Source organism: Streptomyces yangpuensis, from assembly GCF_024666385.1.
Lineage (GTDB): Bacteria > Actinomycetota > Actinomycetes > Streptomycetales > Streptomycetaceae > Streptomyces > Streptomyces yangpuensis.
Genome location: NZ_CP102514.1, coordinates 7,353,654 through 7,377,088 on the forward strand (window position 1 = coordinate 7,353,654; position 23,435 = coordinate 7,377,088).

The 23,435-nt window shown below is 72.5% G+C and carries 24 protein-coding genes, 1 pseudogene and 1 riboswitch; of the genes and pseudogenes, 19 read left to right on the forward strand and 6 right to left on the reverse strand.

Features of this window, described 5'->3' with window-relative positions; all coding sequences use genetic code 11:
* Positions 1-8: 8 nt before the first annotated feature.
* Together NRK68_RS33335 and NRK68_RS33340 are read right to left on the reverse strand one after the other, a co-directional pair.
* Positions 9-383, reverse strand: a complete 375-nt coding sequence (locus tag NRK68_RS33335; RefSeq protein ID WP_257857644.1) for an STAS domain-containing protein — start codon at positions 381-383, stop codon at positions 9-11.
* Positions 384-626: 243 nt separating this feature from the next.
* Positions 627-1,436 (reverse strand): peptidoglycan recognition protein family protein, encoded by an 810-nt coding sequence (locus tag NRK68_RS33340; RefSeq protein ID WP_257857645.1) that lies wholly within the window; start codon positions 1,434-1,436, stop codon positions 627-629.
* Positions 1,437-1,904: 468 nt separating this feature from the next.
* Here NRK68_RS33340 and NRK68_RS33345 point away from each other — a divergent pair, with 468 nt between their 5' ends.
* Positions 1,905-2,534, forward strand: a complete 630-nt coding sequence (locus tag NRK68_RS33345) for a GNAT family N-acetyltransferase (protein WP_257857646.1) — start codon at positions 1,905-1,907, stop codon at positions 2,532-2,534.
* A gap of 116 nt (positions 2,535-2,650) precedes the next feature.
* On the opposite strand, the gene NRK68_RS33350 is transcribed toward NRK68_RS33345, so the two are convergent.
* Positions 2,651-3,400, reverse strand: coding sequence for an ASCH domain-containing protein (locus NRK68_RS33350; RefSeq protein WP_257857647.1), 750 nt, complete (start codon positions 3,398-3,400; stop codon positions 2,651-2,653).
* Positions 3,401-3,704: 304 nt separating this feature from the next.
* On the opposite strand from NRK68_RS33350, the gene NRK68_RS33355 reads away from it, so the two are divergent.
* The 6 genes from NRK68_RS33355 (at position 3,705) to NRK68_RS33380 (ending at position 8,061) form a co-directional block, all read left to right on the forward strand.
* Positions 3,705-4,286: a dihydrofolate reductase family protein gene (locus NRK68_RS33355; protein WP_257857648.1), complete on the forward strand. Its 582-nt coding sequence runs from the start codon at positions 3,705-3,707 to the stop codon at positions 4,284-4,286.
* Positions 4,287-4,550: 264 nt separating this feature from the next.
* The gene (locus NRK68_RS33360; RefSeq protein WP_257857649.1) at positions 4,551-5,138 is read left to right on the forward strand and encodes a hypothetical protein; all 588 of its coding nucleotides are present in this window, start codon (positions 4,551-4,553) and stop codon (positions 5,136-5,138) included.
* 271 nt (positions 5,139-5,409) lie between these two features.
* A complete protein-coding gene (locus NRK68_RS33365) occupies positions 5,410-5,922 on the forward strand; it encodes an NUDIX domain-containing protein (protein WP_257857650.1) in 513 nt (170 codons plus the stop codon).
* Positions 5,923-6,294: 372 nt separating this feature from the next.
* Entirely contained in the window at positions 6,295-6,984 is a 690-nt protein-coding gene (locus NRK68_RS33370; RefSeq protein ID WP_257857651.1) for a helix-turn-helix transcriptional regulator, read from the forward strand.
* 32 nt (positions 6,985-7,016) lie between these two features.
* Positions 7,017-7,580, forward strand: a complete 564-nt coding sequence (locus NRK68_RS33375; RefSeq protein WP_257857652.1) for a DUF3291 domain-containing protein — start codon at positions 7,017-7,019, stop codon at positions 7,578-7,580.
* A gap of 67 nt (positions 7,581-7,647) precedes the next feature.
* Positions 7,648-8,061, forward strand: a complete 414-nt coding sequence (locus tag NRK68_RS33380) for a response regulator (protein WP_257857653.1) — start codon at positions 7,648-7,650, stop codon at positions 8,059-8,061.
* Between the two features lie 142 nt (positions 8,062-8,203).
* On the opposite strand, the gene NRK68_RS33385 is transcribed toward NRK68_RS33380, so the two are convergent.
* The gene (locus NRK68_RS33385) at positions 8,204-9,325 is read right to left on the reverse strand and encodes a nucleotide disphospho-sugar-binding domain-containing protein (RefSeq protein WP_257857654.1); all 1,122 of its coding nucleotides are present in this window, start codon (positions 9,323-9,325) and stop codon (positions 8,204-8,206) included.
* A gap of 824 nt (positions 9,326-10,149) precedes the next feature.
* On the opposite strand from NRK68_RS33385, the gene NRK68_RS33390 reads away from it, so the two are divergent.
* The 7 genes and pseudogenes from NRK68_RS33390 (at position 10,150) to NRK68_RS33420 (ending at position 15,817) form a co-directional block, all read left to right on the forward strand.
* Positions 10,150-10,395, forward strand: a complete 246-nt coding sequence (locus NRK68_RS33390) for a protealysin inhibitor emfourin (RefSeq protein ID WP_257857655.1) — start codon at positions 10,150-10,152, stop codon at positions 10,393-10,395.
* Positions 10,396-10,569: 174 nt separating this feature from the next.
* Positions 10,570-12,051, forward strand: a complete 1,482-nt coding sequence (locus tag NRK68_RS33395) for an RNB domain-containing ribonuclease (protein WP_257857656.1) — start codon at positions 10,570-10,572, stop codon at positions 12,049-12,051.
* A 217-nt stretch (positions 12,052-12,268) separates the two neighbouring features.
* The gene (locus NRK68_RS33400) at positions 12,269-13,117 is read left to right on the forward strand and encodes a hypothetical protein (protein WP_257857657.1); all 849 of its coding nucleotides are present in this window, start codon (positions 12,269-12,271) and stop codon (positions 13,115-13,117) included.
* A 141-nt stretch (positions 13,118-13,258) separates the two neighbouring features.
* Positions 13,259-13,624 (forward strand): hypothetical protein, encoded by a 366-nt coding sequence (locus NRK68_RS33405; RefSeq protein ID WP_079026062.1) that lies wholly within the window; start codon positions 13,259-13,261, stop codon positions 13,622-13,624.
* Between the two features lie 211 nt (positions 13,625-13,835).
* On the forward strand, positions 13,836-14,294 hold the full coding sequence (locus NRK68_RS33410) for a nuclear transport factor 2 family protein (protein ID WP_257857658.1): 459 nt from the start codon (positions 13,836-13,838) through the stop codon (positions 14,292-14,294).
* Positions 14,291-15,127: pseudogene (locus NRK68_RS33415) on the forward strand (NmrA family NAD(P)-binding protein); the annotation flags it as partial. The gene NRK68_RS33410 and the pseudogene NRK68_RS33415, both read left to right, overlap by 4 nt.
* A gap of 66 nt (positions 15,128-15,193) precedes the next feature.
* On the forward strand, positions 15,194-15,817 hold the full coding sequence (locus NRK68_RS33420) for a TetR/AcrR family transcriptional regulator (RefSeq protein WP_257857982.1): 624 nt from the start codon (positions 15,194-15,196) through the stop codon (positions 15,815-15,817).
* Between the two features lie 30 nt (positions 15,818-15,847).
* Here NRK68_RS33420 and NRK68_RS33425 read toward each other — a convergent pair whose 3' ends face one another.
* Entirely contained in the window at positions 15,848-18,010 is a 2,163-nt protein-coding gene (locus NRK68_RS33425; protein ID WP_257857659.1) for an amidohydrolase family protein, read from the reverse strand.
* Positions 18,011-18,094: 84 nt separating this feature from the next.
* Positions 18,095-18,871, reverse strand: a complete 777-nt coding sequence (locus NRK68_RS33430) for a type 1 glutamine amidotransferase domain-containing protein (protein ID WP_257857660.1) — start codon at positions 18,869-18,871, stop codon at positions 18,095-18,097.
* A 177-nt stretch (positions 18,872-19,048) separates the two neighbouring features.
* Between NRK68_RS33430 and NRK68_RS33435 the strand changes: the two genes are divergently transcribed.
* The 5 genes from NRK68_RS33435 (at position 19,049) to NRK68_RS33455 (ending at position 23,434) form a co-directional block, all read left to right on the forward strand.
* Positions 19,049-20,062 carry an AraC family transcriptional regulator gene (locus NRK68_RS33435; RefSeq protein WP_257857661.1) on the forward strand — a complete coding sequence of 338 codons (1,014 nt, stop codon included), beginning with the start codon at positions 19,049-19,051 and terminating at the stop codon, positions 20,060-20,062.
* 5 nt (positions 20,063-20,067) lie between these two features.
* A riboswitch (guanidine-III (ykkC-III) riboswitch) is annotated at positions 20,068-20,131 on the forward strand.
* Positions 20,132-20,213: 82 nt separating this feature from the next.
* Positions 20,214-20,669 (forward strand): Ohr family peroxiredoxin, encoded by a 456-nt coding sequence (locus tag NRK68_RS33440; RefSeq protein WP_257857662.1) that lies wholly within the window; start codon positions 20,214-20,216, stop codon positions 20,667-20,669.
* Positions 20,656-21,153 (forward strand): hypothetical protein, encoded by a 498-nt coding sequence (locus NRK68_RS33445; RefSeq protein WP_257857663.1) that lies wholly within the window; start codon positions 20,656-20,658, stop codon positions 21,151-21,153. The genes NRK68_RS33440 and NRK68_RS33445 overlap by 14 nt, the downstream gene beginning before the upstream one ends.
* Positions 21,154-21,249: 96 nt before the next feature.
* Positions 21,250-21,540 carry a WhiB family transcriptional regulator gene (locus NRK68_RS33450; RefSeq protein ID WP_373024332.1) on the forward strand — a complete coding sequence of 97 codons (291 nt, stop codon included), beginning with the start codon at positions 21,250-21,252 and terminating at the stop codon, positions 21,538-21,540.
* A 409-nt stretch (positions 21,541-21,949) separates the two neighbouring features.
* On the forward strand, positions 21,950-23,434 hold the full coding sequence (locus NRK68_RS33455; protein WP_257857664.1) for an aldehyde dehydrogenase family protein: 1,485 nt from the start codon (positions 21,950-21,952) through the stop codon (positions 23,432-23,434).
* Position 23,435 lies beyond the last annotated feature (1 nt).

Sequence of the window (23,435 nt, forward strand, 5' to 3'; positions counted from 1 at the left end):
CACCGCGCTCACCGCGCTCCGCACTCCGGCCCGGCGGACCCCCCGGACACGGAGAGGTCGAACAGCCGGTCGGTGCCCGTGATGCACAGCAGACGGTGGAACTGCGGGCCGGGATCGGTGAGCGTCAGGGTCCGCCGGTTCGACTCGCACAGCGACCGCGCGTGGAGCAGGGCATTGAGTCCCGCGGAGTCGCAGAAGCCGAGGCGCGCGAGGTCGACGACCACCCGCGCCGGAGCACCGGGAGCGGTGCACGCCTCCACGAGCGCCGTGCGCAGGGGTCCGACGTGGTCGAGGTCCATGTCGCCGGTGAGGGTGATGACGCTGCGGTCGGCGCGTGTGGCGAGCGTGACGCTGTGCGGACCGCGGGCGGCCAAGGGGTTCATCTCGTCCTGCCTTCGGGTACGCGGGCGGACCTCAGCAGTGGCCACCCGCCCCGACGCTATCCGCCCCGGTGGCCGCGCACAGCCGCGTGAACGAAGGGACGGAGGTGTTCGCTCGGTGGACAGGCGGCGGCCGGCCGGGTAGGCAGCCGGGCAGGTTGTGGCGGTCAGGGTCAGGGTCAGGAGCCGGGTGGCGCCGACGACGGTCCGGGCCCGGGCCCGGACCTCGCACGGGGCGGCGTCCTGTCAGGGCAGCAGACCTGCCGGGAGGTACTCACCGAGTGTCGCGGCCGGGGGCCGGCCGGTGGTCTGGCGGACCAGGTCCCACACCGGATCCTCGTCGGGGTTCGGCTCCGGTTCCGACAGGGGTGTGCCGAGGCGGGTGGCCACGTCCCGGCGCAGGGCCGGCAGCAGGGCGTACAGGCGGTCACCGGGGCAGGCGGTGGAGTTGAAGTCGCGGTGGCCGTAGATCTCCGACGCGGGCAGACCGTAGTGGTCGCAGATGTGGGCGCACAGGTCGGCGAGCGCCGCGTACTGCGCCGCGGGCGGGGCCTCCGAGGTGTAGGTGCCCTCGTTCTCGATCCCGATCGACACCGTGTTCTGCCCGACGCAGTGCGCCGCGCGCACCTGACGCCGGCCGGAGTTCAGTTCGGCCAGGCTGTTGTGGCGGCCCTCCAGCACGAACGCGCCGCGGCTGACGGTGAAGTGCTGTCCGGTGTCGATCCAGCCCTGCGCGTCCATGTGGTACGTCTGGATGGCCCGGGCGAGGGCGATGGCGCGCTGCCTCGAGTAGTCCGTCACGTTCGCCGTCGCCGTGTGGTGGACGATGATCCGCTCCGGGCGGTTGGCAAGGACGACGACGGGCTCGGACGCGGCCCGCGCCCCCCAGGCGGCGCAGCCGATGATCTCCGGGCCGGCGGCCGAGTACGCGCGTCCGGCCGCGGCGACGGGCAGCGCCGCGGCGGTGGCCAGGGCGAAGGCACCCGTGAGGACGGACCGACGGGTGTACCGGCTCGCGGCGGTCGTCGGCGACTGGTGCGGTGCGGGGAGGGTCATACGGTGCCCGTTTCCGTAGGAGGCTGCCCATTCAAGGGAGCCCGGCCGCACGGGGCGCGCAGACACACCGAACGCCCCCCGGACTCACCCCGACCGGCGGCCGTCGCACACCGGGCAACCCCCTCCGCCCCGGTGGCCCCAGCGGCCCCGGTGGGCCCCGTTGCCCCCAGCGGCCCGACCGGGCCGCGCGGTCCCGAACGGGGCGCCGACGCGACCCCCCCGGCCGAACGCCCGCCCCCCAACTAGCCTTCCCGGCCCGGGACAACGCCATCGATACAGCCGACCGGGGGAGCTCTCCCCGAAGGCGCGACGGAAACGTTGTTCTTCAGCACCGACACGGGGCTCGGGCGCACCCTGCGCCGTCCGGCAGCGCGCGTCCCGGTGAGGGGTGGCTCGTACGGTGTCCTGTGCGGCGTGTCCACCACCGCCCGACGGGGACGGCTCGGTCCGGCTGCCTACCGTGACCGCATGAGCAGACATCCATGGGTGCCGTCGGACGGGTACGGCATCCGGTCGGCCCGGCCCACCGAGTCGGGCGCCGTCGCCACGCTCCTGGCCCGGGCCTTCGCCGAGGACCCGGTCATGGTGTGGATGGTGCCGGCAGCCGGCCGCGAAGGCAGGATCGCCCGCTATTTCCGGCTGGCCCAGCGTCAGCAGCGGCCGCGCGCGGGCGCCGTCCGGGTGGCGGCGACGGGAGACGGGCGGCTGCTGGCCGCCGCGCTGTGGTCGGGGCCCGGCTGCTGGAAGACCTCCGCGGCGCGGGAGCTTGCGGCGCTGGCCCCGTACGCACGCGTCTTCGGCCTCCGCGGGATGCCGCGAGCCGGCGAGGTCCAGAACACCCTGCACGAGGCCCACCCGGACACGCCCCACTGGTACCTGCCGGTGGTGGGAACGGAATGCGGACTCCAGGGGATGGGGGTCGGTTCGGCGCTGCTGCGCCAGCAGCTGGCCGAGTGCGACCGGCTCGGCCAACCCGCCTACCTGGAGTCCAGCAACATCACGAACATCCCCTTCTACGAAGCGCTGGGTTTCCGCGTCACCGGTGAGATCCGGCTCCCGGGCGGCGGGCCGACCGTGTGGCCGATGTGGCGCGGCTGACGTGCGCGGTCCTCGGGTGTCCTGGCACCGGCCGCCCTGGGACCGCCAGTACGGTCGGCGCGGCTGCGGCCAGGATCGTTCCGATGCGCCTCAGGCGCAATGTTCCGTACCCTTCTTCAAGCGGCGTCTGCCTCGTTGATCCGGAAGGTGATGACGTCGACTGCGTCGGTTCCCGCCAGGCCGGGGTAGTGGCCCTTGAGGCCTTCCCGGAGTTCGGTTGCGGTCGTCAGCCCCTCGGATCGGGCGTCCTCGTCGGTGAGGTCGCTGACCAGGCAGTGCCTGATGCCGGTCACCTCTGCCGGCAGGACGACTTCGGGGTCGCTCTCGAACACCAGCCGTGCCGGCCCGAGCCGGGCAGGGTCCCGGAAGCGGGTGGTCTTGGTCTTGGCGCCGGAGCGGACGGCCTCGAGGTAGCGGGGGTTGAACCGGATGATCGGGGGACCGGCCGTCTCGGGGTCCTGGTAGAGCGAGGGGTCGAGACCGTTCATGCCTTCCCGGGTCCATTGCTGAGTCAGCGGCACCAGGTCGGCGGCGAGAACGGACCTGAGCCCCGCGGGTGTGGGCACGATGACGCGCATGGCGGGGTAGTAGTCGACGAAGACCTGCCGATCGCGCCCGCACGGGCCGATGACCCCGCGCCCGTGGTTTCCCACGGCAACGATGCAGCGCATCTGGCGGGCGCCCTGGGCTCGTGCGGCTCCCAGAGCCACGAGTTCGGCGCAGGGGCCACCGGTGAAGTGGTAGAGGTTCACGCCGGCGAACATCCGGTAGTCGGCAGCCATGACCGCGGCGCCCATCGTGTGGATCCCGTCTTCGTCGGGCCCGGCGTCGGTATGCGCGTCGATGGTGCGGCGTGCCAGCTCCACGAGCTCACGCTCGTCATCATCGAGAGGTCGCGCGGAGGGCGGTACGTACACGGTGTGAGCCTTTTCTTCCGTCAGCAGTCGCCGAAAAGCATTCCACGCGACGCAGGTGCTCTCCACAGGATTTCGGCTCGCCTCGACTGGCCCCTGGGGTGCCCGTGAGCAGGGGCGTGATCGGTCCTGATGACGGTCCTTCCGGGACTTCCGGGCCTGGTAGCTGGACCGGGCTATGCCCGCCGATGGATTTCTTACAAGAGGGCCAGCTCACGAGACCCCAATTCGGGGCCCCGAAGGAGAGGAGAGCACCATGGGCAAGGTGGTCATGTACAGCTCGGTGTCGGTGGACGGCTTCGTCGCCGACGAGAATGACCAGCCCGGACCGCTGTTCGACTGGTTGGTCAGCGGTGACGTCCCGTTGGACGAGAGCGGCGCGCTGAAGGTGTCGCAGGCGTCGTTCGACTACACCCGGCCGTACTGGGACCGGATCGGGGTCACGATCGCCGGCCGTCGCGTCTTCGACCTGACGGACGGCTGGGACGGAAAACCGCCGAGCGGGATCGACCATGTGGTCGTCGTGTCGCACCGGCCGATGCCCGAGGGCTGGGACCCCAAGGCGCCGTTCCACTTCGTCGACGGTGTCGAGGCAGCCGTGGCCAAGGCACAGGAGCTTGCGGGTGATCGCATCGTCGAGGTCGCCGCCGGCGACGTCGGTGGCCAGGTGCTTGCCGCGGGCCTGGTCGACGAGGTGCGCATGGACGTCGTACCCGTCGTGTTCGGGTCGGGCAAGCGCTACTTCGGTTCGGTCCAGGCGCAACACCTGTTGGAGGATCCCGATGTGGTGATTCAGGGCAACCGGGTACTTCACCTGCGCTACCGCGTGCGCCATTGACCGCCCTGAGCGGGTACGGGGAACACACCACCGCGAACGGTGACACAGGGCCGGGCCTCCGGCTGCCTGTGCGCATCGCCGCCCCTGGCCGGGCAGCCGAAGCCGATTGCCGGGCGAACCGGGAAGACACCGGCGGCCGACCTCACGGTCAACGCCTTTCCGGACGGAAGCACACGTAGCGGCGAGCCGATGGCGCAGTGCGACGGAGCGCAATGGTCGGCCTGCGAGGAGGTGGGAGCGGAGCCGTCGCCAGGCTCCAGCACCATGACCAGTGACCGCGGATTCGCCTGCTTGGTGCGGGGCTCGCCACCCCGAACTGCATCCGCGGGCAGCATCACTTCGTCAATCGACCGGGCCGCCGCCTTCCAGGACCGCTGGGGAGGCCTCGCCCTGCCGCCGGCCCCGTTCTACGAGGGCGGTCCGCGCATCCTGCAGGCCGACTGCCCCGAGCGGATGTCCGAAGACGGCTGGCCGTTCCCGGCGGGGAACTGCCGGGTGTCGATGGCCTACGGATTTCGGATCGGCCCCGACGGGGCATTCGGGATCGATGCCTTCCGCTGGGTACCTCTGCATGCCAACACGGACGGATGGGTGGAGTCCCTGGCGCTCGCCGCGCATGCCCGGCGCTGGGCCAGGACCGTCACAAGGATCAAGGGCAAGGCCGTTGAGTCAATGGATCTCGGCGGTTTCGAGCCGGTGCCCGAAGTACAGGGTGTGACCGACACCTGGTGGCGAGGCGGTGACTCTCTCATCGTCGTGTACCGAGGCGAGGCCGTGGGCCTTGAAGCCCCGCAATGCCTCGAAGCTCATATCTACGGCGGCCTCGATGAGTGGGGGCTCCACGGCGGCTGACTCGTGGCGCCCGATCTGTTCCTCTACCTGACTGTCCGGGCCAGCAGTCGCGGCGGCCGGCCAGAGTCATTCGATCAGCAGCATCGCTCCCTACCACTTCCGTGGCGGACCAGGTGCGCTCATCAAGGACACGCGGTATCACGTTCGTTGGGGCTCCGAGGGGGCGGGAATCTCGTCTCGCGGGCCTGGGCTTCGGGGGTGACACCGCTTGCAGACGAGGCTGCACAGGGCAGTTGGATCTTGCATTCGGCTGCCTGCGATCGTGGAGCGCATGAATGAGTTCGTGGAGCACGTTGACGAGCAGGACCGGGTCTTGGCGGTCGTCAGCCGCAGTGATGCCGTTCGCCACGGCTGGTTGCATCGCATCGCCGTGACGGTGTGCAGGGATCGCGCGGGGAAGGTCCTGGTGCATCGCCGCTCTGAAGGGGTCTCACGGTTCCCGGGGCACTACGAGGTGGTGGCCGGCGGCGCCGTCACCGCAGGCGAGTCCTATCAGGAGGCCGCGGCCCGTGAACTGGCCGAGGAACTGGGCATCCGGGTACCGGTCCGCTTCATCGTGAAGTTCCTGAACCGCAGCGGCCTCAGCCCCCACTGGCTCGCGGTCCATGAGGCCGTCGTACTCGCCGACCTGAAACCCGATCCGGACGAGATCATGTGGCACAGCTGGCTGTCGGAGTCCGAACTCCGCCGGTTCATGCGGCAGCACCCGTTCACTCCGGACAGCCGCGAAACTCTGAGCCGCTATCTCACCGCCGTGTCCGGGGCCGTCGAAGATGCAGAGTAGGTACGGGAAACTGTGCCGCCAGTAGCGCAGGGAGACCACCTTGCGCGTCGCTGGTGACGATCACGGACAGGTGCAGCCTCCAACGGCACTGGACACCCCGAGACCCGAGCGTGCCGCCCGTCCCCGCCTCCGGGTGGTGGACACCACTCGAACATGTCGCCCGCGTCGTCCGCGTCGTTGAGCTCCGCGGACCTGCCGGCTCCGGTCAGGGCGTCGAGCACGTCGATGTCGGCACATCCGGACCCCATCGGGCCTCCGGGTGTGGGGGGTGAGCCTGCTGCCTCCGGCATCGTCGCCGTCGCAGCGCAGGACCGTCGATCGGTTTCCGCCGGGCCTTCTATCTCCAATCTGTGTTGTTTCTAGAATGGCCGGATGAAGGACATCGACGTGATCGCGGTGCTGCAGGATCCGGTACGCCGCCGGCTGTACGAGTACGTGGCGGCTCAGGGGCGCGAGGTCGGCCGCAACGAGGCCGCCGAGGCGGTCGGCGTGGCGCGGACGCTCGCCGCGCACCACCTGGACCGGCTGGCCGAGGCGGGGCTGCTGGAGAGCGGCAGTCGGCGCCTGACCGGACGCTCGGGGCCGGGGGCGGGCCGTCCGGCCAAGGTGTACACGCGGGCCCGGGTCGAGCGGTCGGTCTCGCTGCCCGCCCGGGACTACCGGACCGCCGCCGAACTGCTCGCCGAGGCCGCGGAGGAGGCCGGCCTGGATGCCGGGCTCCGCGCTGCCGCCCGCCGCCGGGGCGAGGCCCTGCGTGGCTCGGCGGCGCCCTGCGGCGGCCTCGCGGAAGCCATGGAGCTGCTGGCCGCCCGTGGCTACGAGCCGCACCTCGAAGCCGGAGAGGCAGGCGAGGGTGGTGAGGGCGGCCTCGGGGGCGTCGTGCGCATGCGCAACTGCCCGTTCCACGTCGTGGCCGAGCGCTTCCCACCGCTCGTCTGCGGTATGAACCTCGCCCTGCTGGAAGGGCTGATCGGTCCCGACGGTCCGGTCCGTGCCCGCATGGACGCCCGGCCGGGGGAGTGCTGCGTGGTGGTGGAGGCTTCTAAAAACAATGAACGTTGACATAGAAATGGACGGCGTGCTGGGATGAGGCCATGACCAAACCCATGCAGGCCGCCCACCTCGCCCAGCTGAACGTCGCCACGCTCCTCCACCCCATCGACGACCCGCGCATCGCGCCGTTCGTGGAAGCGCTCGACCCGGTCAACGCCGCCGCCGACGGAGCGCCCGGCTTCGTATGGCGCCTGGTCGGGGAAGGGGAGAGCGACGCCACCGGCCTGCGCCCGGCGGGCGAGGACGTCATCGTCAATCTGTCCGTGTGGGAGACCCAGGAGGCGCTGTGGGACTTCGCCTACCGCAGCGGGCACCTGGAGGTGATGCGGCGGCGCCGCGAATGGTTCGAGCGGCACGTCGAGGCGCACATGGTGCTGTGGTGGGTGCCCGCCGGCCATCTGCCGACCGTCGGCGAGGCGCTGGACCGGCTGACCGAGCTACGGGATCACGGGCCGTCCCCTCGCGCCTTCACCTTCGCCACCTCGTACACCGCCACCGAGGCCGCCCGGCACCTTCCGCTCGCGCAGCCCGAACAGGCTGGAGTGCCCGCGCAAGCCGTACGGAGTCCGCGGCCGGAGTCGGCCGACGATGCGGCGGCGGTCTGAGTCGGGGCTCCACGCCCCGCCCTCCCGGGTCGCCCCGCGGTACGCGGGACAGCACGATGGGAAGGTGATGACCGTCCTGGTAGTCGGCGTGCCCGACGGCGAGCAGCTGGAGCTGCTGCGCTCGGGCATCCAGCGCAACCCGCACTTCCAGGTCGTGTCGCACGCCCACGACCCCGCGGTCGCTCTTGCGCACGCCCGCGTCCTGCTCCCCGACATCACCGTCCTGGCCCTGCCCGCCGGGCTCGACAGCATCGACTCGGACGCGGGGGTCCAGCGGGTGTTCCGGGGGGTGCGGGATCTGGATCCGCCCAGCGGGGTGGTGCTGCGAACCGCCGCCACCCGGGTGCCCCGTGCGGTGTCGGGCCTGATGGTGGAGGGAGCCGTTCACATCGTGCGCGAGGGGGACCACGAGGCCCTGATGCGGGCCCTTCGTGCGATCGGGCTGCGCCGGGCCAGCTGTGACCCCGACGAGATGCCCTGACCCTGCCACGCGACGCCCCCTGACCTGGCAGCCGCCTCTTCGCCGCCGGCGCGGTGCCGTCGGCCTGGGCCCGGGCAGGGGGCACCTGCCCGGGCCTCGGCAGCAGCCTCCGGGATTCCCTGGCGCCGCGGAGAGCGGCGCCTCAGGCGGAGGTCAGGGCCTCCAGGGCGGGGACCGTCTCGGCCGGGGTCGGCAGGGCGGCGTTCTCCGCGCGGAGGCGGTCGGCGCCCTCGCGCAGGGCCTGGTCGGATATGAGCCGGGTGAGGAGTGCGGTATCGACCTCGTCGGAGGCGGAACGCAGGGCGGCGCCGGTCGCGGTGAGGGCGTCGGCGTTGATGAAGTGGTCAGCGCCCTGCGGGAGCAGGAGCTGGGGCAGGCCGGCCTGGAGGGCGGTGAGCAGGGTGCCGGAGCCGCCGTGGTGGACCAGTGCGTCCGAGGCGGTCAGCAGCTCGGCGAGCGGGACCCAGGGCAGCGCGCGCACGTTGTCCGGGAGGGTGCCCAGCGGCGTGAGGTCGGCGTCGCCCACGGCGAGCAGGAACTCGGCGTCCACCGACGCGGCGGCCTCGATCAGACGGACGATGGCGTTGACGCCGTCCATCTCGGTGAGCACCGTGCCCAGGGTGACGGCCACGCGCGGACGCGTGCCGCGGCGGAGCAGTCCGACGGGGACGAAACCGCCGCCGTTGTACGGGAGGTAGCGCATCCGCAGGCCGTCCGGGTCGCCGCCGAGAGAGGCGGGGACGATGTTCAGCGCGGTGGGCTCGGCCGGGCCGTCCACCCGGAACGTCTCGTACGCCTCGGTGAAGTTGGCGGCGAGCCGGGCGACCATGTCGTGGCCGGAGGTCACGCCGAAGTTCTGGATCACCGACGGGATCTTGAGCTTGGCCGCGACCAGCGGGGCCGACGCCTGGAAGGAGTCGTAGACCAGCAGGTCGGCGCCCCAGCTGTCGGCGACCTCCAGCAGACCGTCCACGGTGGACCGGGACAGGAGGGCGAAACCGTGGGCCGCCCTGTCGAGGATCTGGTCGGAGGTCAGGTCGGGCGCGACGTAACGCGCTTCCTCGCCCGTGTCCTGCTCGAACACCTCCTGGATGGTGCGGCCGTCGCCTATCTCGACGATCGGGAAACCTGCCTGGCGCAGCTGGTGCAGTGGCGGCGAGCCCGCGAACAGTACTTCGTGCCCGGCGGCACGTAAGGCCTGCGCGGTCGGGATCATCGGAAAGAGGTGTCCGGCCGAGGCCGGTCCGGTGAAGAGAATGCGCACGGTGTCTCCTTGCCCATGGATCTGCCCGGTCGGGGACGAGTCGTGCGGGCCCGCCCCCGGTTCCATCCGATGAACTGCTGGGACGGCGGCCGGTGTTCCCCGTCGGTGATCGATATTCGGACGTTCCCGGCGAGTGCAGATCCTTGGGCAGGGGTGCAGGGGTGCAGGGGTGCAAGGGTGCACGGTGCGCAACCGGTTGGGCCCGGGGCGCCTGAGGCGGGCGGTTCCCGTTACGGTCCGCGCCGCCCGAGGCGCACACCATGGACGAAAGGAGCGCGGCGACCGCCACGACCCCGGAGGTGCGGGTCTTGCCGATTCCGGCCGTTCTGAACGCTTTTGCGGACAGTGTGTGTGACGGCCTCCGGATGCCTCACATGGCCTGAATGGCGTGGTTCGGCGCCGGGCCACATCGGCGACGACGTCGTCCGGAGCTACTTCGTCATCCGGACGCCCGAGATACTCGAACGCTACCGACGCTACGTGGGGCTCCCGCCCCAGGGCTCGTCGACCGGGCGGCCCGCCATCGGATCGCCGAGCACTGGACGCGCACACCCTGGCGCCGCACACCCCGGCGCGCGCCCCGTGTACCCGGGGCCGCACGAGCGACCGGAACTCCTGCGCGCACTCCTCGCCGACCGGCTCGCGCGCGCAGAGCGCTCGCGCCGAGGCGCCGGCCGTCGGCCGCTGCCCGCCGCACGGCGCTTTCCGGCCGTTCCTGCGGATCGGCGCCCGCCGGGTGACAGCGCGCCGGTGTTCGGGGCATGCGCGGCAGTGGCTGCGATGCGCAGACCGTACGACACACCAGCGGACAGGAAGGAACGGCCATGCTGATAACGGTCACCCGCTCCGGAGGCTTCGCCGGCGGCCTGGAGAAGCTCAGCGCACTCGACACGTCCGGGCGCCCGGACGCGGCGGAACTGGAGGAGCTCGCCCAGCGGGCCGTCGCTCCCGCACCCGACGGCTACCGCTACCGGATCACCGTCGACGACGAGGTGCTCGACCTCCAGGACCCCTGCCTGTCCGATGCCCAGCGGACCTTGATCCGTACCGTGCTGGGTGTGGGCGCCTGACCCGACGACGAGGACCGGGCCGCCACCCCGCACCGAGCAGCGACCGGCCGCCCCGCCGGGACCCCCGGACGCCCGGCGCATCGTGTCCGGTCGACGCGCGGTGTGGCCGGCCCCGCTGCACCCGGACGGGTCGCCCGCCGTGCCGGCGGGCGGCCTCCGCCATACGCTCGGGGCATGCCACGCCGCCCGATGCGCATGTCCGAAGCGGCCAAGGCCGCGCTGGCCACCGCCCTGAAGAAGCTGCGGACCGACCTGCAGGCCCCCTCGGTCTTCCCCGATCCGGTGCTCGCCGCGGCCCAGGCCGCCGCCCGCGCGCCCCGGCTGCCCGACAAGGACGCGACCGACCTGCCGCTCTTCACGATCGACCCGCCCGGCTCGAAGGACCTCGACCAGGCCATGTACCTGGAGCGACGGCCCGGCGGAGGGTTCCGCGTGTACTACGCCATCGCCGACGTGGCCGCCTTCGTCACCGCGGGCGACGCACTGGACGCCGAGGCCCGCAAACGCATCGTCACCCTCTACTTCCCCGACGGCAAGGTGCCCCTGCACCCGCCCGTCCTCTCCGAGGGCGCGGCCAGCCTGCTGCCGAACCAGAAGGTCCCCGCCCTGCTGTGGCAGCACGACCTCGACGCCCACGGCGAGGTGATCACGTCGTCCGTGAGCCGCGCCCTGGTGCGCAGTACGGCCAGACTCGACTACGCGGCCGTCCAGCAGGCCATCGACGCCGGCACCGCCGCCGAGTCCGTCGCCCTGCTGCGCAACATCGGAACCCTGCGCGAGGCCGTCGAGGCCGAGCGGGGCGGCATCTCGCTCAGCCTGCCGGACCAGGAGGTCACCGTCGAGAACGGATCGTTCCGGCTGAGCTACCGGGCCGCACTGCCCGTGGACGGCTGGAACGAGCAGATCTCCCTCATGACCGGTATGGCCGCGGCCAGGATGATGCTGGACGGCGGCGGCCCCGGAATCCTGCGGACCCAGGAGCAGGCCCCGACCCACGAGGTCACGCGACTGCGCCACATCGCCCAGGGCCTCGGCATCGACTGGCCGCACCACGTCTCGTACGCCGAACTGATCCGCTCCCTCGATCCGCACCAGCACCGGCACGCGGCCTTCCTCCATGAGGCGGCCGGCGCCCTGTTGCTGAAATCGGTCTACAAGTCCTTCCGTGACCACGAGCACATCCCCGCGCAGACCGTCCACGCGGCGATCGCGGCACCGTACACGCACTGCACGGCGCCCCTGCGGCGGTTGGTCGACCGGTACGCCGGTGAACTGTGCGTGGCCGCGAGCGCGGACCGGGAGCCGCCCGAATGGGTGCTCGCCGCCCTGGCCGACCTGCCGAGCCGGATGGAGAAGGCCAAGGGGAACGCGGCGGACCGGCAATCGGTGGACCTGGTGGAGGCGGCGCTGCTCATGGACCGGGTGGGGAGCACCTTCGACGCGGTGGTGATCGACACGGACGCGGAACTGGCGCAGCCGAATCCTCGCGAGGGCCAGGTACAGCTGGCGGAGCCCGCCGTGCTGGGCAAAGTCGCCTCGGCCGCCGTCGACCTCGAACTCGGCGCGAACGTCCGGGTCCGGCTCGAACGGGCCGACCCCGCCTACCCCGACAAGAACAAGCGGGTGCTCTTCAGCCTGGCGCAGGACCAGGATTGAGGCCCAGAACCAGGACTGAGGCCCAGGCCCAGGCCAGGCCCAGGCCCAGGCCCAGGCCAGGCCCAGGCCCAGGCCCAGGCCCAGGCCAGGCCCAGGCCCAGGCCCAGGCCCAGGCCAGGCCCAGGCCCAGGCCAGGACCAGGACCACGCCCAGGACTGACCGTCCGCCCGGAGACCCTCGGCGGCGGACGCGGGCGGGGCTGCCGTAGCGTTCGGGCATGAGCACGCCCCCGCCCCAGCAGAACCCCGGCCCGTACGGGCCCCCGCAGCCCCAGGCCCCGTACGGCGGCCTGCCGTACACCGCGCAGCCCCCGCACCCGCACCCGCAGCCCCACCCCGGGCAGCCCTACCCGGGGCATCAGCCGTACCCGCAGCAGCAGCCGTACCCCGGCCAAGGCGCCTGGGGGCAGCCCCCGATGGGTCCGCCGCAGCGCAGGAACCGGACGGGCATGGTGATCGGGATCGTCGCGGCCTCGCTGGTGGCGCTCGGCGTCCTCGGGTTCGGGGCGAGCCTGCTGACCGGAGGCGGGGGCGGCTTCCCCGAGGCCACCCACAAGCTCGTCGTCCCCAAGACCCTTCTGGACGGCAAGTACACGCTGGACCAGGACCTTTCGGCCACCGCGGGCGAGGATGCCCTCAAGGGCACCTACGACTCGAAGATCCGCGACCCGAAGCCGGTCGTCGGCCAGTACAGCGCCAAGTCCCCGCAGGGCACGGGTGCGCTGGTCGTCTCGGGGATGTACGGCCGGTTCAAGGACCCGGCCGGGGCCCGCAGGAAGATGCTGGCCGGCGCCGGGGACGCCGAGGGCGCGACCGTGGCCGTCCCTGCGAAGGACATCACCCCGAACGGTTCCGACATCACCCTGTCCTGCCAGGTGCTGACCATGAAGCAGGGCGCGGCGGGTGGCTCCCTGCCCATATGCGCCTGGGCGGACGAGAACACCGGTGCCTCGGTCGGATTCGTGACGCCGGAGACCGCGCAGCAAGAGCCCGGTGCCATCGACCTCGCGAAGTTCGCCGAGGCCACCCTGAAGGTGCGCGCCGAGGCGCGGCAGCCGATCGGCTGACACCGGCGCTAAACGATCGCAGAGTTATGCCCAAAAGGTGACTTTCTGGAGTCTTCCTGGGTCGGATAGCAATGACGCGGCGCCTGGTACGGCCTGCCGACGGTCGGCGGCGAACCCAGTGCACCGAGGAAGGAACGTCCCATGATCCGCACCCGTTACGCCGTTGCCCTGGCCACCATGGCCGTCACCGCCCTGGCCGTCACCGCAAGTCCCGCCTCCGCCGCGCCCGGTGACACGGTCAACATGTGCGCCAGCGCGCTCACCCCGGACGGCTGGGTGGACGTCCAGTGGTGGAACAGCGCCGGGTGCGGCTCCGGCTTCACGCCCAACATGAAGCAGATCAAGGACCTGAGAGGCTACCCCGTCGGCACCCAGGTCAACGCCTGCGCGTCGACCTGGCCGCCCGCCGGCTGGACCATCGTCAGCACCTACTACTCGAGCGGCTGTCGCTACTCCGCCGTTCCCAGCTTCAACCCCAACACCTGGACCCTGAAGCGCACTTCCTGAGCCCCGCCGAAGGCCGTGGCCGACCCGTTCCGCGGGTCGGCCACGGCCTTTTCCGTGCCCTTCTCCACTGCCGGCGGGGTCACCGCCCTTGCTAAACGGACCGGCGGTCCGTAAGGTCGCGGTCATGCGGACTGGCGGTCCGTTTGTGTTCCCCCGGGCCGCCCCGCCGAGCAGAAATCGCCGCCACGCCGAGCAGAACGGAAGCTTCCTCATGACGACCCCCACGGAGCCCATGGAGCCCGCGGAGCCCATGGAGCCCGCGGAGCTGTACCGCCACGGCCTGCGCCTGCTGCTGGAGAAGGACATCCCCGCCTGGGTCGACCTGTGGGACGCCCGCGGTGTCCTCGAATTTCCCTTCGCCCCCGCCGGTTGGCCGGCCCGCCTCGAAGGCAAGGCCGCGGTCGGCGCGTACATGCGCGACTACCCCGACCACATCGACCTGCACGATTTCCCGGACGTGACGATCCATCAGACCACCGTCCCCGAAACGATCGTGGTCGAGATGCGGGGTGTCGGCCGTCTGGTCAAGACCGACACTCCCTACGACATGACCTACATCGCCGTGGTCACGGTCGAGAACGGGCTCATCACTTCCTACCGCGACTACTGGAACCCCCTCGCCGCATCCCTGACCGGCGTCGGGGCCGACCTCACCGGAGAGAACCGATGACGACCACCCACGCCACGCTGGTCATCGGGGCCACCGGCACCACCGGCCGCCGCGTCACCACCGGACTGATCGCCGCAGGACGCCGCGTCAAGGCCGCCGGCCGGAACGCCACCCCACTGGCGGGAGCCGACCCCGTCCGCTTCGACTGGAACGACCCGGCGACCTGGGCCGGGGCCCTGGACGGCGCCGACCGCGCCTACCTCGTCCCGCCCACCGGCGCTCCCGACCCCGCCGCCGTCATGCTGCCCTTCCTCCACGGGGCCCGCGCCGCCGGCGTACGCCGCGTCGTGCTGCTCAGCTCCTCGGCGATCCCCTCCGGCGGCCCGGCCGTGGGCCGCGTGCACGAGCAACTGCCCGCCCTGTTCGAGGAGTGGGCGGTGCTGCGGCCGTCCTGGTTCATGCAGAACTTCACCGGCGCCGCCCCTCACGCCCGCACCATCCGCGACGACGGAGCCATCCTCACGGCGTCGGGGGACGGCCGGGTCGGATTCGTCGACGCCGAGGACATCGCCGCCGTCGCCGTACACGCCCTGACCGCCGAACAGGCCCCGAACACCGACTTGATCCTCACCGGGCCGCAGGCCCTCAGCTACACCGACGTCGCCACGGTCATCACCGAGGTCACCGGCCGCACCGTCGTGCACCGGCAGCTGACCTTCGAGCAACTGCGCGACCGCTGGGCGGCCGAGATCCCGCTGGAGTTCGCCACCATGCTCGCGGCCATGGACCGCGCCATCGCCGCAGGCGCGGAGGACCGCACCTCGGACACCGTCGAGCGCCTCACCGGGCGCCCCCCGGGCACCCTGCGCGCCTTCGTCGAACGGGAGGTGCAGCCGCCCGCACGCACCGGCCGAATATCATTTCCAGGGGCCGGAGCGGCCGTAGACCGGGGAGGACCCGTGACCCCACGAGCGGAGCGTACGGAGGGCAGGGAGCGTACGGAGCGCGCGGACGCCCAGCGCAACCGAGAAGCCGTCCTGGCGGCCGCCGACGCCCTCTTCGCCGCCAGCAGCAGCCCCCACAGCGTGTCGATGGACGACATCGCCGCAGCCGCCGGCGTGGGCAAGGGCACCCTCTTCCGCCGCTTCGGCGACCGGGCCGGCCTGATCGCCGCCGTGATCACCTCCCGCCTCGAACCGCTGCGGCGCGCGGTGGGGGAGGTGCAGGAGCAGACCGGTTCCGACCCGCGGCAGCAGGTGCTGGACCTCCTCGACACCGCCCTGAAGTTCAAGACCGAGAACCGGAACCTCATGTCCGCCGCGGAGGACGCCGGGATCAGCAGCCCGTACCGGGCCGGGCACTACGGATGGTGGCACGAAACGCTGCGCGCGGCGCTCGACCGGGTACCGGGCGTCCACGACCCGGACTTCACCGCCCACGCCCTGCTGGCCGCGATCCGCGCCGACCTGGTGACGCACCTGATCGACGAACGGCAGATGTCCCCCGACGGCTTGCGCTCCGCACTCGCCGCCCATGTCGCCGACGTCCTCGGCGGCAGCCCACCGGAGCCCGGCCGTTCCTGAAGGAGGCCGGGATCCGGTGGGTGCCCGCCGTCAGCCGGTGCCGGGCCCGGCCGCCGGCATGACGTGGCCGAGCAGACCCTCCCGCACGTACGGCCCCTCGCAGTCGGCCCGGTTGGAGACGAAGTGGTCGAACACGGACGGTATGTAGCACCGGTAGAGGGGGACCGAGCCCGGCACCGCCTTCGTGTACACGTACCCGACCGCGCCCAGGGGCTGTTGACCCTCGCAGCCCGGGTCCGGCGTCAGCAGCGAGTGGTTCGCCACCTTGCACTCGTAGAGCCGGACCGTGCCCGGTGCCGGGTCCCGCAGCACCTTCCAAACCGCCTCATGGGTGAAGCCCGCGGGCAGCGTCCGTGAGGAGGCCAGATGCCCGGCGTGCGGGCGGTAGCCGCGGACCAGGGGCTCGTAGGGGGTGGTGTGGTCGCTCGTACGCTCCCACATGCGCAGATAGCCCTCGGCGCCCCGCATCAGCTCGTCCACCACGTCCTGGCCGCCCGTGACCCGGATGTCCTCGATCCAGTCCGGCACGAGACCGTAATGGGCGCCGCCGCCGTCCGTGTTGACGTCCCAGACGCGCGAGCCGGTGACCTGCCGGTCGAGGACCGAGCCGCCGTCGGCACTGCGGAACGGGTAGCGGACAGGATCGCCCGCCGCGGCCCGCGGTCCGGGCAGCCAGGCGAAGCCGTTCATGTCGGTGCCGAGGCCGTAGCCGGCACCGTACCGGGCGCGCAGGGCGGCATGCTTGCGCGCCTCCGCGGCGAACGCGGGGGCCTCGTACATGTGGCCGGTGATGAAGCCGCCCAGGCGGTAGACCCGCTCGGTCCAGTTCTCGTCCATCCAGCCGTGCGTGGACAGGACACCGGAATAGCGCTCGGCTTCGAGGATCCGCAGAGCCTGGCCGGCCGCCTTGACGCTCATGTGGTCGATCTCCAGCATCATGCTGCGCTTCATCATGCCCAGCACCGCGTACTCGCCCAGCGCCGTCAGGCCCCGGCGGTTGCACTGGGCCTGGGCCGCCTGCAAGGAAGCACCGTACTCCGGCAGTTCCACCCCCTCCGGCAACGCGCCGCGGATCCTGGCCCGCGCCTCGGCGTCCGTCTCCGCGTCGCCCTCGGCGCCCACCGTGCCCGCCGCGTGGGCGTGCGACGCGCCGGCGTCCCCGGAGTGCTCGGCCTGTGCTGCGGCGAGGCCGAACCCGATCGGATTGTCGTGCTCGGGTCCCGGGCAGGGCTCCGTGCTCCAGAAGGTGCCCGTCGACAGGAACTGGCCGACGTTGATGGCCATGCCCTGGGTGCCCGAGTCGAACCGGACACCGCACAGGGCGTTGTCGAACTTGTGGCACAGGAACATGCTGCGCACACCCAGACCGTGCAGCTCGTCGAGGCCGCGGTCGATGTCGGCCATGGTGCAGCGGGCGCCGTCCAGCACCTGCTTGCAGCCGAACGGTTCCGAGGTCTCCACCCCGAGGACGACGGCGAGCTTGCCCTCCTGGATGACCCTGCGCGCCTGGTCGGGTTCGGTGACGACCCGGAACCAGCCCTTGCCCGGGCCGCCGTACATGGCGTCGACGTAGTCCTGCAGTTCGTACGTCTTGCGGATCTGCAGCCTGATCGCGGTCATCTCGTCACAGCCGCGGTCCTTGAAGAAGTACAGCGAGCAGATGACCCCGTTGGTGACCATGTCGTTCACCAGGATCCGCTGCCCGCCCCGCCAGGCCCGCTCCACCCACGCGTAGTACGTCTGCTGGTGGGTGGAGGAGTCGTGGGCCGGCCAGTCGCGGAAGGTCGGCCAGCCGTTCGGGTCGTGCCGGCCGTCACCACCCTTGGTGATCATGTCGAAGAGAGCGAGGACACCGTTCGGGTAGTGCTCGGGGCAGTCCTTGAGGGCGTCCGCCGCACCGCCCGTGGAGAAGACCTTCCCGCAGACCAGCCGTCCGCCGAAGCCCTCGTCGGACATCAGGTGGACGTGCCCGTCGACATATCCGCGGACGCGGCCCTGCGCGTCGGTCCCGGTGAACGGCTCCCCGGTGACGTTGACCTGCGAGTCCGGCGCCGGGCGCGCCACGGGCTCCCACCACCGCGAGCCGGCCGAGGCGCCGGCCGCCGTCGCGGGGCCGAGCGCCAGTGCGACCAGCGCGAGGACCAGGCCGATCAGGAGGTACCGGCCTCGCCCCGATGCTCTTCGTCGAGTCATCCCCATCTCATCCCATCCCATTCACGAAGCGTGCACGACACTGCGGAGATGGTCTTTCGGGCGGCCGTCCGGACCCCGGCCGGCTCACCCCGCGCGGTCCGCCGTTCCCGCCGCCGCGTGCGCCCGGACCAGCGCGAGGTAGTCCGCCGCGAGGCGGTGGCAGTCACCCGGCCACCGCGCCGATACGTAGTTGCCGTCCGTGACGGTGAAGCCGCGCCCGGGCCGGGCGGCGGTGTCGCGCACGGGCAGAGGCGGACCGGCCAGGAAGTGCCGCGGATCGGCGAGCGCCGCCGTGACCTCCTGCTGCACGGTGGTCCGGTACGTGCGGTAGTAGCGCCCCAGCCACAGACGGGTGAGGTTCCACCCCGTCAACTCCAGCAACGACGTCAGGGCCGTCGTCCGCCTGCCGTGGAGGACCGAGCGCCCCGTCGCGGGATCCTTGGCCCGGGCGGCGAGCAGCACTCCGTGGCAGACGGCCCCCACCGGCAGCCCCCGGGCGAAGATCCCGGCGAACAACCGCTGGGCGGTGGCGTTTTCGAGGAGCGTCCGCATGCCCGGCGCGTGACCACCGGGGACGAAAAGGCCCGTGACGGCGTCCGGATCGACGTCCGCGTACGCGCAGGGAGCGAGGAACGACGGGTCCTCGGTGAGGCGCCGGTATGCGGCCAGCTCGGCCCGGCGGGTCATCAGCCAGGGCGACAGCCACGAGAAACCGAGGTCCGTGAGCCGGGGATCGGCGAGCGCGACCTTTCCGTCAGGGGTCGCGAAACGCACCTCGAAGCCGGCGTCCCGCAACGCGGCCCAGGGCACCGCCGCCTCGGTGGGGTCGTAGTCGCCCGCGGGGAGCAGGAAGAGAATCACGGCGTACTCCTCTGGTGTCCGAAGGACGACGCTAAGAGCGGCCCGCCGCGCCGTCATTGACCCCCACGGCCAAGGCGTTGACTCCCCGGACCGGTCCTGCCCCTCCCGTGTCTTCCCGCGCCGGACGGCCCGCGGACACCCTTGACGGGGGTGGTGCGCCCGCATTGACTGACGGCCGTGTCCACCGCCGAGCCGCCCTCCGTCACCGCGTCCTACGCCCACGCCGTCCTGAGCGCGTCGGCCCGGGGCGGGGGCGGGGGCGGGGGCGGGTCCGGTCCCTGGGCCCTGCCCACGGACCGGCTGGAGTACGGCGAGATGCGCGCCCTGTGGGACGGGGTGCTCGCCGCCGGGGACGCGGGCCCCCACACCGGCCTCCTGGTCGGCGACCTCATCCGGCCCGACGGCCTGCACATCCTCGGCCACCTCATCCTCACCTGCGCCAGCCTCGCGGAGGCCGCGGAGGCGGCCGAGCGCTACCACCCGCTGGTGAGCCAGGCGGGCACGGTCACCCTGGAGCGCCAGGGCGGCGTCGGCCGGATCGGCTACCGGCCGACCGTCGGACCGTCCGCCATGCACCCCCAGCAGGTGGAAGCGGTCGTCAGCAGCATGGTGCGGGCGGCCCGCTGGATCGTGGGCGACGACTGGACACCCCTGACCGTGTCGTTCGCGCACGCCCGCGCGGGGGCCGCCGAGCCGTACGCGCGGGTGTTCGGCTGCGCCGTCGCCTTCGACGCCGCGGAGAACGCGATCACGGTCGCGGACGCGGACCTCGACCGGCGCCGCCCCGTCCACGACCCGGTGCTCAACGCCCTGCACCGGGCCTACGCCGACCGTCTCCTCGCGCGGCTGTCCGCGGCCGGGACGGTGGCCGGAGGCGTCCGACGGTGGCTCGACCGGGCCACGCTGGAGGACGCGAGCCCCGAGGGCCCGGCCCGGCAGCTCAACCTGAGTGTCCGCAGCCTGCGCAGGGCCCTGCACACCGAGGGCACGTCGTGGCGCGCCCTCCTCGATGCCGCCCGCCGCGCCCGGGCCCGACGGCTCCTGGAGACCACCGACCTGCCGCTGGACCGGATCGCACCGCTCGTCGGGCTGAGCGGTGCGACGGCTTTGGTCCGGGCCTTCACCCGGTGGGAGGGGCTTCCGCCGGGGGCGTACCGCAGCCGGTTCCGGGCCGACACTCCGCGGTGCTAGATTGTGCGGCGGCCGGATCCCAGGCCCCGGACGAGATGCGCCGTACCCGGTTACGCACGACGACGCGCGAGGTGCTGCCGCACGAGCGGCACCGCCCGCTGTCCGCACCCGGGCAGTGTCCTCGTCGAGCAAGATGGGCCGTACGAACGCCATGACCGTGCCACTCACCCGCAGCCTGTACCGGACGACCGCGCACGCCTCGGGGGGCCGTACCGGAGCCGTCCGCACGGACGACGGACGCCTGGACGTCCGCCTCGCGCCGCCGCGCAAGAAGGTACCCGGCACCACCAACCCCGAGCAGCTGTTCGCGGCCGGTTTCGCAGCCTGCTTCACCTCCGCGCTCGCGGAAGTCGCCGCCGAGTTCGGGGCGGACGCCTCCGCCGCGCGCGTGGCGTGCGAGGTGGAGCTCGGTACGACGGACACACCCGCCGGATACGGCCTCGCGGTGTCCCTCACCGTCAGCCTGCCGGGGTGGCGGGCGGCGGACCTGCAGCCCCTGGTGCACAGGGCGGACGCGGTCTGCCCGTACTCGCAGGCGGTGCGCGGCAACGTGCCACTGACGCTGCTGGCCGTGGACGACACCGCCGCCACCGATGACCGCGCCTGAGCCGGAGCGGGAGCGGGCGCCGGAGCCGACGGCCGGCGGTCGGGCGGAGGGCCGAGGCGACGGCCGGGCCGACGGCGTCCCGGTACCCGGGCGCGGTGCCTGGCTGCGGCGCGGCATCAGCCGCGACGGCGGACCGCTGATCGAAGACCCGCCGGACGGCGAAGTGGTGTGGCTGCAGGCCGGGCCGTACTACGCCGACAGTCGCGGTTTCGCCGGTACGACCTCCTTCGACGGCTCCCGCGTGCGCTTCCACCACGTCACGGGTGAGCCCGGCGACGACACCGGCACCTTCCGGTGGGACGGCGCGGACCTCGTCGAGCGGGGCACCAACCCGGACGGCAGCACCTTCCTGGAAATCTGGACCCCGCTGCCCGGGGCGGACGGCGCCGCCGGTTCCTGGTCCGGCCCGGACCACCACGTGGTGCGCGTCGGCCGGCACGTGGTGCACGTCGACTCCCGGGCCGGTACGTACTGGCGCCTGTGACCCGGGGAACCGGCGGCGCATGGATGCGCCCGTTCCGGTGATACGCGCCGGAACAGGCGGTCACGACGGACCGCCCCTGCCGGAAGGAACCCGGGCGTGACCGACAACTCCCGTACGGACGTACTCCTCCACCCGCGGATGCTCGACGCCCGGCACGACGCACCACTCGACGGACCGTGCCGCTCCGGGGCGCGGGACGTCTTCGAGCCGGCCGTGAACGAGCGGGCCGAGGCCGTCCGGGAGCGCGAAGAGGCCGCCAAGGCGGTCTGCCACCGGTGCCCGGTCCGGCTCCCGTGCCGCCGCCACGCCCTGGCCGACCGGATCCCGCACGGTGTGCGCGGTGGCCTCACCCCGGACGAGCGCCACCTCCTGCTGGCGAACACCTGAGGCACGTCCGGCCGTACGACCGGCGGCTGACGCGACGACGTCTGCGGCAGCCGCGGTCGGCCGGCCGCCCGCGCGGCAACCGGGGGCCCCGGGATCTCCAGGGCCAAGTACCTCACCGAGTGGCTGGGCACTTCCGGCCTCGTGCCCGACCCGCGCACCGGCCGGGCCGAGCCGCCGGACCCGGAGTGTCTGCGCCCGCTGCTGTCCCGGCCGTCCCGGCGGCCTCGGACGTCCCGGCCGGGGGGTGTGACGCAGGCCCTGCGGCCCAGCCCTCCGCGGAGCCACAAGGAGTGACTCCCGTCACTTCCAGTGACTGTTGGGACATGTCTTCCGAGGACCGGGGCAAGCGCGCCCGAGCAGCACCACCGCGGGGACGCCGCGGTGGCCGGAATCGGAGGTACAGCGCGTCGTGTCCGAGCAGACGACCATCCACATCGCGGGAACGTGGCGTTCCGCGATCTCAGGAGCCACCCGAGAGGTCTTCGACCCGGCGGACGGCACGGTCCTCGCCGTCGTCGCCGAGGGCGGCACCGCGGACACCGACGCGGCCGTCAGCGCCGCCCGCTCCGCCTTCGACGGCGGGGAATGGCCCCGAACCCCCGTCCTGGAACGGGCGGCCGTCCTGCGCCGCACCGCCGTCCTGCTCCACCGCGACTGCGAACGCCTCGCCCTGCTGGAGAGCCGCGACGCAGGCAAGACCCTGGAAGAGGGCCGGGTGGACGTGAACTGCGTCGCCGACGCCTTCCTCTACTTCGCCGACCTCGTCTCCGGCGAGAGCGCGGGCCGCGTCGTCGACGCGGGCACCCCGGACGTCCACAGCGTCGTCGTCCACGAACCCGTCGGGGTCTGCGCGCTCATCACCCCCTGGAACTACCCGCTCCTCCAGGCCTCCTGGAAGATCGCCCCCGCCCTCGCCGCGGGCAACACCTTCGTGCTCAAGCCCAGCGAGATCACCCCGCTGTCCACCGCGGCCCTCATCGGCCTGCTGGTCGAGGCCGGACTGCCGGCCGGCGTCGCGAACCTGGTCACCGGCCCCGGCGACCCCGTCGGCGCGCGCCTCGCCGCCCACCCCGACGTCGACCTCGTCTCCTTCACCGGCGGTCTCACCAGCGGCACGAAGGTGATGCGCGCGGCCGCCGACTCCGTCAAGAAGGTCGCCCTCGAACTCGGCGGCAAGAACCCCAACGTCGTCTTCGCCGACGCCTGCGCCACCGAGGAGGGCTTCGACACCGCCGTCGACCAGGCCCTCAACGCCGCCTTCATGCACAGCGGCCAGGTCTGCTCCGCGGGCTCCCGGCTCATCGTCGAGGAGAGCGTCGCCGAGCGCTTCGTCGCCGAACTCGCCCGCCGCGCCGACCGGATCCGCCTCGGCCGCGGCACCGACCCCGGCGTCGAGTGCGGTCCGCTGGTCTCCGCCGCCCAGCGCGAACGCACCGAGGAGTACGTGGCCTCCGCCCTCGCCGAGGGAGCCGTGCTCCGCTCCGGCGGCGTACGCCCCGACGGCCCCGGCTACTTCTACCGGCCGACCGTGCTCGACCGCTGCCACCGCGGGATGCGCGTCGTACGGGAGGAGGTCTTCGGGCCCGTCCTGACCGTCGAGACCTTCCGCACCGAGGCCGAGGCCATCGCCCTCGCCAACGACACCGAGTACGGCCTCGCCGGCGCCGTCTGGACCTCCGACGCCGGCCGCGGCCGCCGCGTCGCGGGCCGGCTGCGCCACGGCACCGTCTGGATCAACGACTTCCACCCCTACCTCCCGCAAGCGGAGTGGGGCGGTTTCGGCAAGTCCGGCACCGGACGCGAACTGGGCCCCTCGGGCCTGGCCGAGTACCGCGAGACCAAGCACGTGTACCAGAACCTCGCCCCGCGCCCCGTGCGCTGGTTCGCGGGCTGAA